The organism is Pseudoalteromonas sp. NS-SX12 (assembly GCF_057367955.1).
Genome location: NZ_CM170635.1, coordinates 1,329,092 through 1,344,380, shown reverse-complemented (window position 1 = coordinate 1,344,380; position 15,289 = coordinate 1,329,092). Strand labels below are relative to the sequence as shown.

Here is a 15,289-nt window from a genome sequence, read left to right as displayed (position 1 = left end):
CTTAAATAACAAACAGCGATAAATAGCGTTTAATTCTTACCCTGTTTGTCAGTTGATTGTTTACTGTTTGACGGCAATTGACTGACTAACTTATCAAAAACCCCATTTCGTTTTATTTCAGCCAAGCCTTTATTAAATGCGTTTAGATACTCGGATGACGCTTCGCGATCTTTTTTAAACAGTAAATGGGTGGTGTCGCTGCGCAGCGGTTTTTTGCGATAGGCCAGTCGCTTACGTTGACGTTTAGAAAACTCTTTTTTCAACATGTAGTTAGCGGGAATAAGCGACATTGGAAAAGCATCAATCCGACCTTTTATTAATCGCGCTAAATTTTGTTTATCGGTATTCGCCCAATCGAGTGTGAGCTTTGATTCATTTCCCGCGGCTAATAATTCTTTGGTATAGCTATAGCCAGTTGTAACGCCAATTAACTTGCCTGTCAAATCATCAATGTTTTGCCAATCCACCAGCGGATTTTTGGTATTGTAAAAAAGGTAGGTAGTTTCGGTGTAAAGTGCTTCACTGCAATAAAATTCTTGTTGTTTTTCCTCGGTGCAAAACCAATAGGCAGCAACATCGAAATGACCTTTTTGCACTTCTACAAAACTGCGTCCCCACGGGAAATAACTAAATTTTACGCGATAACCTTGTGTTTGAAATGCGGCGCGAATAAGCGCAGGTACGAAATTAAACTCGCCTTTGGCACGGGTTGAATAAGGCGGATATTCGCCGATAGCAATGCTCAGAGTTTTTGCTTGGCATGGCATAGCCAACAAGCACATGGCAATCAATATACACGCTATCAGTTTTAAAGAAGTGGTCACATTTTTATCAAGCTAACACGCCTGAACCATAAAAACCAAAACAGGTACAAAACAGTAACCCTAATCGCCTTTATTGGCAAGTTGAGATGATTTAAATCTACGATTTTTTACGTGCTTTTATATAAAGATAAAGCATAAATAGCCAAATCGTATTCGCACCAATTATATGGAACCAAAATGATACCGGAGACTCTTCTCGTAAAATTGCCTCACCGCTTCGCCCCGCAGGAATAGCGCCGCTTTCAATATAAAAAATAGTGGGAATGAGAAAGAGCAACATAATGATAATCACCCAGCCAAGTGTTGGCGCTTTTGCGTTTTTAATAAGCGGTGGCATCTGCATCCATACAGTAACGTGTTAATTTGAAGAGAATTATACTGGCAAGGTATGAGGCTAATTACAATATAAACAACTATTTATTTCATATACTCCGATAAACACAAACCAATTACAGTGTCTTCATCTGAAACGTCAGCTCATAAAAAAGCCAGCGAATACGCTGGCTTAACTTCAGAGAACTTAATGTTTAATAACTTGCTGTTAGCGTAACGCCTGCGTATGCAGAGTAAGCGTTAAGTAAGATGTGGTAGGTTCCACCCGTTGCACCACTGCTTAAACTACATGACTCATTATTGCCCCAGCGATAAGGACGACATTCATAATCAGTTGTCGTTGGTTGAGCACCTTTTTTCACGTACAGATCTACGTCGCCGCTACCATCCGCTGTGGTTACCGTAAGTGTTTGGTTTGCTGGTACTTCAATTTTGAAGAATACTTGACTGTTGGCATCGCCCGATAAGTTTGCCATCGGTACGCCGTTATCTAGGCAATCCGTACAACCACCATCAGCACTATACGTAGCGACTAAACTTGCGCCTGAATATGCAGAGTAACCTTGAAGCATCACGTAATATTTGCCAGCCGCTGGGGTGTTAAACTCACAACTTTCGTTATTGCCGTTTTTATATGGGCGACAATCATAGTTACCTGTGGTGGCAGCTGAGCCTTGTTTCACATAGAGATCTGCATCGCCCTGACCACCCGAAAGTGAAATAGATAAACTCGATTGTCCCGCTGGCACGTCAACAAAGTAGCTGGTTTCACTGCCCGCAGCACCTGCAGCCGATACGGCTTGATCTTTAATCAATTCTGTTACAACCGGCGGCTCTGGGTCAACTGTGCCTTCAAGCGCATATAACAACTCGTTAGGTGAACCCGATTTAGCATCCGATACTTTGTTTTTGCTAGCACCAGCTGAAAGTTTACTGTCGATTTGCGCTGGCGTTAAGCTATTGTCTTCATCAAGGTAAAGTGCCACCACACCCGCAACATGTGGCGATGCCATTGATGTACCACTGATAGTATTCTCAGATGAGTCTGAGTTATACCACGCTGATTTGATACTCGAACCCGGCGCATAAATATCTAAGCATGTGCCATAGTTTGAGAAACTTGAACGACTATCACTTGACGTAGTCGAGCCAACAGTAATCGCCGTTGTTGCACGTGCAGGAGAATAGTTACAGGCATTGCTGTTATCATTACCCGCTGCAACCACAAAGCTTACGCCCGAAGCCACCGCCGCCTCAACCGCTTGGTCAATTGCCGATGATGCCCCGCCACCTAAACTCATATTCGCAACCGACGGGCCGCTAGCGTTGTTTTTCACCCAGTTAATACCATCAATAACGCCCGACGTACTACCTGAGCCGTTACAGCCTAATACGCGAACACCCACAATGTTAACGTTCTTTGCAACACCATAGTTTTGACCACCAATGGTGCCAGCTACGTGCGTACCATGACCATTACAGTCAGATGCATCCGAGTCATTATCTACAAAGTCCCAACCACTGCTTGCACGGTTACCAAATTCGTTATGCGTATTACGAACACCAGTATCAATTACGTAAGCAGTCACACCTGAGCCATCAAAGTTGTATGAATAATTGCTATCCAATGGTAAATCACGCTGATCAATGCGATCTAAACCCCAAATCGCATTTGATTGGTTTGCATTGCTAGATACGATTGGGTCAACCGAGATAATTTGCTCAGGCTCGATAAATTGAACAAGATCTTCTTTTAATAACTGTTTTAGCTGACCTTTCGACAGCGTATACTGTGCGCCGTTTAGGGTATTACCAAACAATTTATTGGCATTAACGCCATATTTACCACGAATTTTGTCGACATTTTCTTTAGCTTGTTCAGCGATACCGCCACTCGCTAGACTTTTTGGTACTGAGTTAAATACTACAACATACTTGTTTGGTACTTGTTTACTGGCATTTACTTGAATCAACTTATCGCTATTTGCATGGGCAAAATTAGCAGAACACACCGTTGCTATGAGTAACATTGTTTTTGAATATTTAAACATGACGTTTCCTTGTTGCTTTGGGGTTAAGTACTGCTAAAAAACCTAGCTCAAAAAACAAACACATCAAAGCTTCATTTTCATTTTATTAACATTTGTACCGATAAAAGGGTGTTGCATGATGAATTATTTATACTTAAATAAGATTACTAATCACAAATATTAGATACAAAAATCTAAATGGTAATTATTTCTAAATAGTTTATGCTTTGTAAAAGTTTGTAACCGAGGAAACAAAATAATAAAAAAGAATGAGTGAAAAAACTTAAAAAACAATACCTTTTGCTTTATAAATTTACGATGCAGTAAGGTTAACTAAAAACCCCGATTTTGCCTTACATTGCTGATCAAGTCGAAAACCACATTTATATTGCGATATGCAGCGCCCATTTTTTGCAAATCAATTAAAACCCGAATGTAAACAAAATGTAAATTAACTAAATAATCATTTCATATGCGTATTTATATATTCAAGCAAGTAAACATGAGCTTTAGTCTAAAACCCTTATATTCACTCACGTTTTATTCAAATCACAAAAAGTAGGTAACTGTAGGTCTTGTTAATTTTGACTGATCCATGCCTGTTGTTTTTGCTTGTTATAAAAGCGAAAGCGGCTGCTCTAAACAGCGTAACTAAATGATGTGGTTAACTGAATTTATTGATGTAACAACACAAAAAAGGCGCCTAAGCGCCTTTTATCTTTGCTTTTTACGTAACCTTAGGTTTGAGTTAGAAATACTTTTCGCAATGCGCTGTTACCGAGTTAACGTTACAGCGTAAGCACAACCAATATTTCTAACCAAAAGGTTAATCACGTAATAATTAGAATGTCATTGAGTAACGTACACCAAATTCGCTTGCGTCATTACTCTTAATTACTAATACGTAATCGCCAGTATTTAAACGCGCATCATCGTAACGTTCGTCAAAGATGTTACGACCATATAGGTCAACGCGCCAGTTTGCATTTGCCGGAGAGTAGCCCACGGTAAAGTTAACTAGGCTACGCGCTTCAACTTCAGTTAAACGATTTGGATCTGAGCTCGGCTCACCATACATGTCGCTGCGGTAAGAGTAATCAATACGTGTATTGATTATTGACCCATCAGACAGCGCAAACTCATAGCTTGGGCTAATTGACGCCGTTAAATCAGGTGTAAGTGGTGCAACAGGTTTCACACCGTCTTGTTCATCTACATCAACATCCATATAACCTAAGCTAGTGTGTATGCTAAAGTTATCAGTGATATAAGCGGTACCTTCCCACTCGATACCGCGTGACGTTTGTGAAACCACTAAGTTTCGCGTATCAAAACCACCTTCCGAAGTCGTGCTAACTTGGTAAGGTAAGTCATCGTAGTTAGTGTTAAATAACGCAACACTCATGCTAAAGTTGCTTGTAACTTGACCTTTTAAACCCACTTCGTAGTTAACCGCAGTAATATTGTCAGTCGCAACAAAACAGCTTGCATCACCGAATAAACAGTAAGGACGCGCTGGGAACTGACCACCTTGGTAACCACTTTGAATGCTACCGTACACGTTTAAGCCATTTTCAAGGGTGTAATTAGCCGATAAATCGTAGCTTACTTGGCTCCAATCATCTTCCGCATACGTTGGACCAATACCTACATTTGCCGTTGCTTCTTTTTCATCTTGGGTATAGCGCAAACCGCCCGATACACGTAAATCGTCTGTCATGTCGTAGCCAACATTCACAAATACCGCTTTACTTGTTGTTGTTTGGTCTAGCTCAAGTAAGTTTGCACCGCCATTGAAGCGTGAATCAGCACCTTGACGGTTGCTTCCTTCTTCTTCAAACCAATATAGGCCCGATACAAAATCAAACTGACCTAAATAACCATTTAGCTGTAGCTCAACAGATGTTTGGTCAGCTTCACCGCGCTCTGGGTAATGATCAAGTGCATAAATTGTACTGTCATCATCAAGGCCCGCTTTATATTCAGACGAGCGTTTGCTTAAAATAAATTTCGCACCAAGGTCGTTTGAAATGTCGTAATTAGTGGTAAGCGACACGCCGTTTGCTTTATTGGTTACTTCCGTTACTTCAATCGAGCCTGTTGCGTTGTCGTATGGGTCTGCTGCTACATCAGAGTTACGTAATGGACCCGTTGGTGTTGGGCTGCCAAAACGCATGCCTGTGTAATATGCGCCATTTGGCATTTCATCAATTAATGTCGTGTACGGGCGAAGGCCGCCTTCTGCATCATTTGCATCAGCTGTTACCACAAAGCTTAAATCATCGGTTGCATCGTACTTAACCGATACACGTCCGTGGAACTCGCGGTTTTCACCTACATCGTATTTTGCTTCTGGCAAATTAATAAACTCACCTAAGCCACCGCGTTGGTTGTAGCCTGCGTTAAAGTTAAAAGCTAAGTTGTCAGTAAGACCACGGTTAATAAATACATCACCTTTAACACGTTCGCGCGTACCCACTTCAGCCGAAAGTTTAGTAACCGACTCGCTGTTTGCTTGTTTGGTGATGATGTTAATCGCACCGCCAATTGAGTTACGACCATAAAGCGTACCCTGCGGGCCGCGTAATACCTCAATACGTTCAATGTTTGCTAGGTTCCAGTTTTGACCTACTTGGCGACCTAAATAAACACCATCTACATAAACACTTACGCCAGGATCCGTTGTGATCAGGTGGTCTTGTAAACCAATACCACGAATAAACGGGTTAGCCGATGAGTTATGACCTGCTGAAAAACCAGTGATGTTTAGGTTAGGAACAAATTTACCTACATCAGTAATTTCAGAGATACCTTGTTCAGCTAGTTTATCGCCACTAAACGCACTCATCGCAATAGGCACTTCATAAATAACCTGCGAGCGCTTGGTAGCTGTTACCGTAATCGCTTCGATATCTTTTTTAGCTGTTTGCGTTTCGTTTGCTTCATTCGCCACAGTGGCAAAGCTTGAAGCTGCAATCAAAGAAAGGGTGATTGAATTTAACTTGCTAAAACGCAAGAAAGAATTGGATGTTGTCATTAAGTAGCGCCTTTTTGCTCATACCGAGTAATTGCTAATAATGGATTAGCACGACAGTTAATCGGTAATTTATAATCGTTTCGCTTCAATTTTGCGCAACAATAAGGGGTTGTATTTTAACCACATCATTATTTTGCAATATCGAATTAATATGTAATCTTGGTAAATCAAACAGTTAACAGCTGCGTTACCAAACGATTAATACACAAAAAGCAATATTAGCATTTATTTCATAAAAATATCGCAAAAGTTAAATAAATTTCGTGATTATTTCTCGCCATTAGGATGGGTTATCTATAAAACGGATGCTTGTTTGTGTAGAAAATAGCGCCAAAACGATTATGAAAAACAAGTTAATTGGCGCCACAGCTATCAATTTAAAGCAGATCAAGACGCGTCATTTTTAGGCCATCGCCATGCAAACCAAATGGTCGCAAGCGACAATATAATTTCTAACGCTGTTAAATAAAGGTAAAAAATCCACGTAGTTTCTAGGTTTAGCCCTATTAATAAAAGCACAAATAATGCGGGAATAATAATATTTAACCAGCGGTTAACAGTGGGTTTTAAGACTAACGATAAAAATACCATCACACTTGGAATAGACATTAAAAACGCTACTGCAAAAAATTTTGCTTGTAGCCCTTCACTATTGGCACTTACCGCCATCGCGTTAGACATAACCCCAGGCACATACACCTCGATGTAATCACCATAAACATAACAAAACATCACAGCAGCCCAAAGTGCTGCTAATTTAAGCTTTACATTTATGGTGTCGTTTACCAAACCACTTGGCATCTGGTTAGTTTTACTCATGCTTACTCCATTATTAATTTATTGCGCCCATTTTTATGGACGCGTGTTGTTCTTATTGCGTTGCCCCTCGCTTGACTGAAATAAACAATATAATTTATAAAGGGTTAAGTCGTCCGAGACTAAAAGCGCGGACACTTTTTTGCTGTAAAAATGGATATTTTTCAATAAAAGGAAGTAAACAGTGACCGACCCAATAGTACTAGTGCTCACCATCATAATGGTGGGGCAAATTAGTTTAAGTGTGCCACTATTAGTTTCTCGCTGTCACGCTAACGCCACTTTTATGCCTTTAGCAGTATTTTTATTAGCATGCGGATTACTTGCTATGAATTCTATTGTGGCAACCCTGTTTGAAAGTGCGTATTTGATTTATACCGCATTGGTATTCCCCACCCTTTTTGTACTTTGCCCGTCACTTTGGTTTTATATTGAGGGGATCACCTGCAATACCCCATGGAAATTCACTAAAAAACATGCTGTGCACGGTGTGTTAGTTATTCCCGCACTGGTGGTTTCAGTGATGATATTAATGCTGCCAAGCGATGTTCACCGCGCTATTTTTATTGACGATGTAACTGCAAATCACCCGCTTGTTGGCACATTGTTTACCACCATGTTGATTATGATGGTGCTTTGGCTATTGCACTGCGTTTATACCTTGTATTGTATTGTTCGCCGTTTGAGCGATTATCGAAAAGAGCTAAAAAATGTTTTTTCTAACAATGAAAACAAAGAGTTAAAATGGGTAAATTGGCTGCTCTTTAGCGCACTGTGCGTTTGGCTTTTTTCTCTCACCACATTATTTGCATCAAGCTTATTTAATAATGTGCTGTTTAATGCCAGAGTTGAGGCGCTGCTATCGCTCCTTTTACTTTGGAGTTTGGCGCACTTTGGCTTACAACAAAAACCCGCACTGATAGGTGAAAACGCGTTTGTGTTAGGCGATGCCACAGCAGAAATCAAAGACCAACAAAACCAAAAACCACATCAAGGCGATAACTGCCAGCAAAAATACCAACGCTCTGCACTTAGCCAAGCGCAATCAGCACGTATTGCCGAAAAAATAAATGCGGTAATGGAAAATGAGCAGCTTTACTTAGACTCAAGCTTATCTTTACAAAAGCTGGCTAAGCATACTGCTATTTCGCCCAATTACATTTCACAAACATTGAATGAAACGTTAGGCCTTAATTTTTTTGATTATGTAAACCAATGGCGCATTGAGGCTGCAAAACCACACATTATTGCAAACCAAAGTTCGGTGCTCGATATTGCCTTAGCAGCGGGGTTTAACGCGCGTTCTTCTTTTTACAAAGCATTCAAACAACAAACTGGGGTAACACCGAGTGAATTTAGAAAGCAAAACGCCATCGCTTAACTATTAGCAATTGGGTTTAATTTGGCAGCAAGAATTAAGAGAATGTAAGAGCTGTTTTTCATCAAGAAACAGCTAGCGTATGTTGACCTTTACACTTTTGATATTCCAATAAAAATGTTTGTCATTACAACAAAAATAAATCGTGATAAATCCCACCTATATTGCTTGCTGAGCCCCGTTTGCCATGACACACTCACGAAAATTTTTGCAAGACTTCAGTGCGCATAAATAATTCTATTCGCACCCTATTTTTTAAAATAAGTGGTGTGCTGCAACCGTCAGTTTTGATGTGCCAAAGCATCATCCACACTACTTGGAATGATCCATGGTGAAAACCTTAATTGTGGTTGATGACACTCAAACCACATCACATAACGATATTAAAGCAATTGATTTTGCAACTTACCTAAAAGACTATCCGAAGCGTGATGAGCCTAAAACGCGTGTTATAAACCTTTGCGAAAGCAGCCGCTATTTAAGCCAAGGCTACTACTGCTCATTATTAGCAGAAGCCCGTGGCCACGACGTTTTACCGAGTGTAAAAACGCTTAATAACTTGCGCGCGCCAACCCAAATTTTAGTATCGAGAAAGTACCTAGATAAAACCGTTTGTCACGACGGCGAAACCTGTTCGCTGTTAATTTGTTTTGGTCGTATGCAAGATGAAAAAATGCAAAAACTGGCAGCGTTGGTTTATCAAGAATACCCGGTGCCGGTTCTACGTGTTGCCATTAAATGTGGTGCAGAGCAGCTCACACTCACCATTGAAATGCTGAGCTTTTCCGTTTTAAGCGACACAGAAAAAGAGTTTTTTAATAGCGTGGTAAGCGAGCTTGCAAACACTGCGTGGAAAAAACGCCAAGGCATTAAAAAAATGCGTTGGGATGTTGCTATGTTGGTTAATCAACAAGAAGCATCAGCGCCGAGTAACAAAGGTGCGTTAAGTCGTTTTATTAAAGCAGGCGAAAAGCTCGGCATTGCAGTACATACAGTGGAAGCTAGCAGCGGCGTGAATTTAGCACATTACGATGGCTTATTTATCCGTGAAACCACAGGTATTGATCACCATACTTATCGCTTAGCGCAACACGCCGAAAAACTTGGCCTAGTGGTTATGGACGACCCAACGTCTATTTTACGTTGCTGCAATAAAGTGTTTTTACACGATGCGTTTAACTACCAAAAAGTGCCAAGCTTAAAAACACATATTTTGGCAGATCAAAGCCCCAATACTATCGCTATGCTCGAGAGCACTTTTGGCTACCCATTAGTGCTTAAAATGCCTGAAGGTTCGTTTTCTAAAGGGGTATTTAAGGTTAAAACCCATGACGAACTAAAAACACGTTTAGCCGAATTATTTGCAGAATCAGCGCTGGTGCTGGCGCAAGAGTTTATGTTTACCGATTACGATTGGCGCATTGGCGTCATTAATGGCCGAGCACTGTATGCTTGCCGCTATTATATGGCGCGCAATCACTGGCAAATTTATAACCATAAATCAAAACGCAACTTTTCAGGCGCGTTTGATAGTTTACCGACATTTGAAGTGCCTAAAGCAGTGCTAAGTAGCGCATTAAAAGCAGCTGCGGTAATTGGCGATGGTTTTTATGGCATTGATATTAAAGAAGTCGATGGCAAAGCCTTTGTACTTGAAGTAAACGACAATCCAAGCATCGACCATGGTGTTGAAGATAAATACCTCGGCGAAGAGCTGTATATGCAAATTATGTCGGAGTTTTTACGCCGTTTAGAAAGCCGAGGCAAATAACCATGGCATGCCGTATTCGTGATGCAGTAAGTAACGACCTTACTGCATTACTTGCCATTGAAAACCGCTGTTTCGATAGTGATAAAATCAGTCGGCGCAGCTTTAAACGCTATTTAGTGTCGGAGCACAGTAAATTATTAGTTGCAGAAAACGACAACTTAGTCGTTGGCTACGTATTAATTTGGCTACACAAAGGCACCCGCCTCGGGCGCATTTATTCGTTAGCGGTATTACCTGAAATGCGCGGGAAAGGCATTGCTGAGCAATTATTAACGGCGATTGAAAGCCTTGCTAAGGCACACAAGCGCTTTTACATTCGCCTTGAAGTCGCAGCAGAGAACCAAGCGGCTATTAATTTGTATGAAAAGCTTGGCTACCGTGTGTTTGGCCGGTTTGCAGCCTATTATGCTGACAGCAGTGATGCACTCAGAATGCAAAAACGCATTCGCGCCAATACCGAGCAAGGGGCGCACTTAGCTGCGCCTTGGTTTAGACAGACCACAGAGTTTACTTGCGGCCCAGCAAGCCTAATTATGGCAATGTCAGCGCTGGCGCCAAATAACAAAAATTGGGTCGAGCAAGAACTGGCAATTTGGCGTGAAGCCACCACCATTTTTATGACCTCAGGGCATGGCGGCTGCCACCCATTTGGTTTAGCGCTTGCGGCGCATAAACGCGGGTTTATCAGCCAAGTTATGGTAAATACCAATGCACCGCTATTTATTGACAGCGTTCGCGATTTCACAAAAAAACAGGTGATTGAACGGGTTCACTATGAAATGCTAAGCGACTGCCAACAATTAGGCATTAATATAAGTTATCAAGAGCTCAATTTTGAGTGGTTGCAAGCGCAATTACAGCAAGGGCATGCGGTGATTGTACTCATTAGCACCTACCGATTTGACGGTATGAAAGCGCCCCATTGGGTATTGGTTACAGGCATCGACGATGAATGCGTTTATGTGCACGACCCTGATGTAAACGAACCTATTCAAAGCGATATTGATTGCCAACATTTACCCGTTGCCATCGAGGCATTTCAATCAATGGCCGCCTTTGGCAGCCAACGTCTTAAAACAGCGGTAGTTGTGTCAAATCAAAAGTAATACACTGAACTTATAAAAGCGAAAACACATTTCACAAAATAAAGTAGGTATATTCGTTATTTTTCTCTAAATCAAAATGAATAGACCTTACTTAGTTGTTTTACGGACAATTACTTAGGTAAACTTGCCAAAATACTCTTTAAGTGTGTTTGAGATAACGCATTGTTGTTTTTATCGTGTTTTAAGAACTCATTGGCCAATAGCCTAATCACAGTCTCATATCTTTTTTCATTGAACAGTATTTGTGTATAACTATCGAAGATGGTCCAGTACTCATCAAAAGGAAGGTAGCTTGAAGCAATCAAAGAATTAAATAGCTCATCAACGCGAGCCGACTGTTTATTCTCAACATAAAGTAACTGCACAAGAATAAACTTGTAGTAAGCGCGATCCTGCTCGGCTAATTTGGGTTGCTTAACCAATTTGTCGAGTTCAGCTAAAGTACTCTCAACATCATTATTTTGATAAAATTTCAGCACATATGCTATATCGTGGGCTGCTTCTTGAGTTAAGGATTTTTTAGGCTTATCTTTTTTGGGACGCATAAGCTGATATCGTGCCACGTATTCATTAAACAGTGCATAAGCAATTGAAGCCAGATTGTTTTTATTCATCTTTCCTGTAGCGAGGGACATATAGCCACTTTTTAAACAAGGTGTTTTTACACTCTCAAACTCACAATGGATGCCATATATTTCCGACAAACCGATAAGTCTTAAGCTTGGATTAGAAAAAGTATAACGATGCAAACACCGTTCAAGATATCCCATGTAAAGTGTTGCTTTTTCCTCACCAATTAGTGTAACGGGCATGTTTTCAAGTGGTTGCTCACACACAGGTAAGTACGTTTGATAGATGTTATCGAGCATTTCTAATTTTGACTTTACTACAGGGCTCCACACTTGATTAGGCTGCAGAATTGTCTTTGTCGTTTCGGGGAAATATCTTTGCAACAGCGCTTTATGGTTATCGAAAATGGCATATGATACATAGCCTAAATCACCGTTACTTTCTAATAACGCTAACAAACGAATCGCGGATATATTATTGTTTGCTGCTAGCTCTTTTAGAATTGGCAATGCTTTATGCCTAAGTTCTGCACTATAGCTTTTTACGTATGCATCAATAAGCTTATTTTGCTGTTTAGAATTTGTGAAAGGAGCGAGTACATTTCGTTCTTGTTCAATGGCTTCTTTTTGAAATGCAGATCCGGGTACAGACTCGCGTACTTCAAAAGCAACTAGCTGACAAGCTGTCAGACATAATACGATTATGATTAACTTTAGTGGTGACATTTATTCCCTTAAATGCATATTTTTAATTGATGTATTCTATATCAGAGTAACAAACAAAAAGGGTTAGCTACAATCACCAACAACCCCACAATTAAGATAACCGCGCTATAGCCAACAAAGCCACCCATTATAAATACGTTTTGACCTTTATTTACTTTTCACCACTTCCTTGTCAAAGCGCGCTTTTAAATACGTTTCATCTAAGGTGTTGTGCCAAAGCTGTTTAGTTTGCCCTTTGTCTTTTGCAATTTCGCCAATGCGACCGGGGTTGTATTTCATAGTGCGCTCGGTTTGGTAGCTGGCAATTGGGTCTTGGTAGGCTTTTTCTGGCGAGATAACTTGCCATCCTTTTTCGCGAAAAGCATCTGCTAAATCACCAACAAACAGGGCGGTAATATCCATTTCATGCAGCAAAATAACGTGTTTTGGCGAGTGACCAAGGTATTTTATTGCCAATTCATCGTAGTATTGTGCGCCTTGTACAATTACATCAATGTAAAACTCTTTTAGTTTATCAAAGTCGACTTCTTTGCCATTTTTTAGCGCATCTTGAAATAAGTTTTCAATGTACCAGTCGTAGTTATTAAGTGTGATATATGCATTGCTGTAATCATTTTTAGCTAAATAAGCACGTACTCCGTCACGCTTTTGTTGGGTGTCACCTTCTCGCAAATAGGGGAAGCGAAACCAAGCTTTAAAGTTTGGGTAGTCTTTAATCTGGTTATGGGCGGTTGTAATTTCCTGCAAATAATCTACTAAGCTGGTTTTGTTGATATCAGGATGGGTATGGGTGTGATTGGCAATAATATGCCCGGCATTGGCGTATGCTCTTAATCGCGCTTTACCCTCTTTATTTAAATGGCGTGTGGTTGCAAAAAATGCCGCTTGTTTTATGCCGTGATCGTTTAGTTCTTTAATCAGTGTTTTCGCGCGCGTTGGCCCATCAAAATAGCCAGTTGCTTGCCTCGGTGCGTCATCAAATGTAAAGGCGATTTGCTTTGCGCTTACGCTGTTTGAAAATAACAAAGTAACAACAATAGATGTGATTAATAAAAAAGGCTTCATAAATAAAAAAGGTGACTAGTGTTATTTAGTCACCCTAACATTGGTATTTAATTTAAACAATGCAACTAACTGTTATTTATAACATTAGTGGTTATACAGTTTAGTTAAATACTGCTCGATACTGCTTTGCCAACTAAAGCGGCTGGCTTTAGCGGTGTGCACCAGAGTTTGCCATTGTGTGGTGTCGTTCATGTAACAGTTTAGTGCCTCGTTAAATACGCTTTGCAGCGAGTGTACTTGCTCACTAATGGTATTGCCCTCAAACACAAAACCATTTTCGCGGTGTTTGACCGTATCTTTTAAACCGCCTACTCCATGTACAATACACGGCTGCCCTGCTTTTAACGCAAGCATTTGGCTTATGCCACATGGTTCAAACGAGCTCGGCATTAAGAAAAGATCGCCAAGTAGATATAGATCGTCCGACAAACTTTGCCCATAGCCATTTAAAAACAAAAAGTTACTATGCTTTGCCATAAGCTGCATTAACAAAAACTCGTAATGGCTGTCGCCACTGCCAAGCATAATAAAACGACCGCCTTTTTCGCTTAAGTGATTAAGCATTGTACTTAGTGCCACTTCACCATCAGCGCGTTCAAGTAATAAACGCACTTTTTGCTCAGTTAACCTGCCAATACTCGAAACAATGGGGCCTTTAAACTGAGGGCTATCTTGCCATAGTGAAATTTGCTCATTGGCAAGGTAATGCACGGTTTTTAATTGCTCAAAACGACTCATCCAGTTTCGAAGGCAAGTTTTACTACTGCGTAAAAAGCAATCGAGCGTGACCTTAGGCTCAGGCTCATTGCTGTATTCACACCCGTTTAAAATGCCTACCAGTTTGTCGCTATTGTCTGCAAGTACCTGTTCAAGCCCTTCGCCGCCATAAATGCCATTTTGATGGTCGCTAGCACTTAGCACCTCTTCGGCATAACTGTCTGATACAAAGTGTACTTTATCAACCAAACTGATTGCTGCGCGCATTGGGTTATAACAAAACGGATAACGCGGGTCACATAATTGTTGGCCGTCGTAGCTTAAACTTGGAAACCACGCCTCTAAGCTTGAATCATCGCCGTTAAATGGTCGCGTACCTTGTAGCGCTAAATTATGTACTGTGTATACCAGCTTAGTATTGGTAAAGTCGCGATAGCGTGTATCAAACTTCAAAAGCACAGCTAAAGTTGCCGCATGCCAATCATGCAAATGAAAAATGTCTGCCGCTAAATGCCCTTGTAAAATACACTCGGCAATAACATTACAAAAAAGCGCAAACTTGGTGGCATCTTTGGCAAATGGTCGGTTATCTTCATCATGACAATAAACCCGGCTTTCTCCAGCTTGTTGAAAGAGCGGATGCACCACTACATACTGGGTTACTTTGTCGCTTGAGATTGCGTGCAATTTATAAAGATAAGCAATGTGCTGCTGGTGAGCGAATGAAAAGCTCGCTTCTGCGACACACTCGCCGTTGTAATGGCTGTGGTAATAACCATAATCGGGGATCACCACATCCACATTAATATTATGCTCTGCAAGTGCCTTTGGCACATCACGAATTACATCGGCGACACCGCCAACTTTCGCGCCCGAAATACAATCGTTTTCGGCCGCTAACATCAAAATTCGCATAC

General features: G+C 40.8%; 11 protein-coding genes. 3 read left to right on the top strand and 8 right to left on the bottom strand.

Annotated elements, in window-relative coordinates; translation table 11 throughout:
- Positions 1-29: 29 nt before the first annotated feature.
- From AC2IOM_RS20325 to AC2IOM_RS20305, 5 genes are all read right to left on the bottom strand, one after another.
- On the bottom strand, positions 30-824 hold the full coding sequence (locus AC2IOM_RS20325; RefSeq protein ID WP_486359966.1) for a substrate-binding periplasmic protein: 795 nt from the start codon (positions 822-824) through the stop codon (positions 30-32).
- Between the two features lie 97 nt (positions 825-921).
- Positions 922-1,161: a hypothetical protein gene (locus AC2IOM_RS20320; protein ID WP_336436636.1), complete on the bottom strand. Its 240-nt coding sequence runs from the start codon at positions 1,159-1,161 to the stop codon at positions 922-924.
- A gap of 190 nt (positions 1,162-1,351) precedes the next feature.
- Entirely contained in the window at positions 1,352-3,208 is a 1,857-nt protein-coding gene (locus AC2IOM_RS20315; protein WP_395387944.1) for a S8 family peptidase, read from the bottom strand.
- 820 nt (positions 3,209-4,028) lie between these two features.
- Positions 4,029-6,224 carry a TonB-dependent receptor gene (locus AC2IOM_RS20310; protein WP_486359965.1) on the bottom strand — a complete coding sequence of 732 codons (2,196 nt, stop codon included), beginning with the start codon at positions 6,222-6,224 and terminating at the stop codon, positions 4,029-4,031.
- A 387-nt stretch (positions 6,225-6,611) separates the two neighbouring features.
- The gene (locus AC2IOM_RS20305; protein ID WP_486359964.1) at positions 6,612-7,043 is read right to left on the bottom strand and encodes a DUF6326 family protein; all 432 of its coding nucleotides are present in this window, start codon (positions 7,041-7,043) and stop codon (positions 6,612-6,614) included.
- Between the two features lie 181 nt (positions 7,044-7,224).
- On the opposite strand from AC2IOM_RS20305, the gene AC2IOM_RS20300 reads away from it, so the two are divergent.
- The 3 genes from AC2IOM_RS20300 to rimI all read left to right on the top strand — a co-directional run bounded on the left by AC2IOM_RS20300 (position 7,225) and on the right by rimI (position 11,295).
- Complete coding sequence (locus tag AC2IOM_RS20300; RefSeq protein WP_486359963.1) at positions 7,225-8,421, top strand: helix-turn-helix domain-containing protein; 1,197 nt, start codon at positions 7,225-7,227, stop codon at positions 8,419-8,421.
- Between the two features lie 325 nt (positions 8,422-8,746).
- Complete coding sequence (locus AC2IOM_RS20295; RefSeq protein ID WP_486359962.1) at positions 8,747-10,189, top strand: RimK family protein; 1,443 nt, start codon at positions 8,747-8,749, stop codon at positions 10,187-10,189.
- Between the two features lie 2 nt (positions 10,190-10,191).
- The gene (rimI, locus tag AC2IOM_RS20290) at positions 10,192-11,295 is read left to right on the top strand and encodes a ribosomal protein S18-alanine N-acetyltransferase (RefSeq protein WP_486359961.1); all 1,104 of its coding nucleotides are present in this window, start codon (positions 10,192-10,194) and stop codon (positions 11,293-11,295) included.
- Positions 11,296-11,405: 110 nt separating this feature from the next.
- Here rimI and AC2IOM_RS20285 read toward each other — a convergent pair whose 3' ends face one another.
- The 3 genes from AC2IOM_RS20285 to AC2IOM_RS20275 form a co-directional block, all read right to left on the bottom strand.
- Entirely contained in the window at positions 11,406-12,590 is a 1,185-nt protein-coding gene (locus AC2IOM_RS20285) for a hypothetical protein (RefSeq protein WP_486359960.1), read from the bottom strand.
- A 147-nt stretch (positions 12,591-12,737) separates the two neighbouring features.
- Positions 12,738-13,655 (bottom strand): polysaccharide deacetylase family protein, encoded by a 918-nt coding sequence (locus AC2IOM_RS20280; protein ID WP_486359959.1) that lies wholly within the window; start codon positions 13,653-13,655, stop codon positions 12,738-12,740.
- 84 nt (positions 13,656-13,739) lie between these two features.
- Positions 13,740-15,287, bottom strand: a complete 1,548-nt coding sequence (locus tag AC2IOM_RS20275; protein WP_486359958.1) for a glycogen synthase — start codon at positions 15,285-15,287, stop codon at positions 13,740-13,742.
- Between the last annotated feature and the right edge of the window lie 2 nt (positions 15,288-15,289).

What these genes read in the sequence shown, in the direction of transcription:
- AC2IOM_RS20320 (WP_336436636.1), bottom strand. Translation starts at nt 1,161, where the DNA reads ATGCCACCGCTTATTAAAAACGCAAAAGCGCCAACACTTGGCTGGGTG.
- AC2IOM_RS20315 (WP_395387944.1), bottom strand. Translation starts at nt 3,208, where the DNA reads ATGTTTAAATATTCAAAAACAATGTTACTCATAGCAACGGTGTGTTCT.
- AC2IOM_RS20310 (WP_486359965.1), bottom strand. Translation starts at nt 6,224, where the DNA reads ATGACAACATCCAATTCTTTCTTGCGTTTTAGCAAGTTAAATTCAATC.
- AC2IOM_RS20305 (WP_486359964.1), bottom strand. Translation starts at nt 7,043, where the DNA reads ATGAGTAAAACTAACCAGATGCCAAGTGGTTTGGTAAACGACACCATA.
- AC2IOM_RS20295 (WP_486359962.1), top strand. Translation starts at nt 8,747, where the DNA reads ATGGTGAAAACCTTAATTGTGGTTGATGACACTCAAACCACATCACAT.
- rimI (WP_486359961.1), top strand. Translation starts at nt 10,192, where the DNA reads ATGGCATGCCGTATTCGTGATGCAGTAAGTAACGACCTTACTGCATTA.
- AC2IOM_RS20285 (WP_486359960.1), bottom strand. Translation starts at nt 12,590, where the DNA reads ATGTCACCACTAAAGTTAATCATAATCGTATTATGTCTGACAGCTTGT.
- AC2IOM_RS20280 (WP_486359959.1), bottom strand. Translation starts at nt 13,655, where the DNA reads ATGAAGCCTTTTTTATTAATCACATCTATTGTTGTTACTTTGTTATTT.
- AC2IOM_RS20275 (WP_486359958.1), bottom strand. Translation starts at nt 15,287, where the DNA reads ATGCGAATTTTGATGTTAGCGGCCGAAAACGATTGTATTTCGGGCGCG.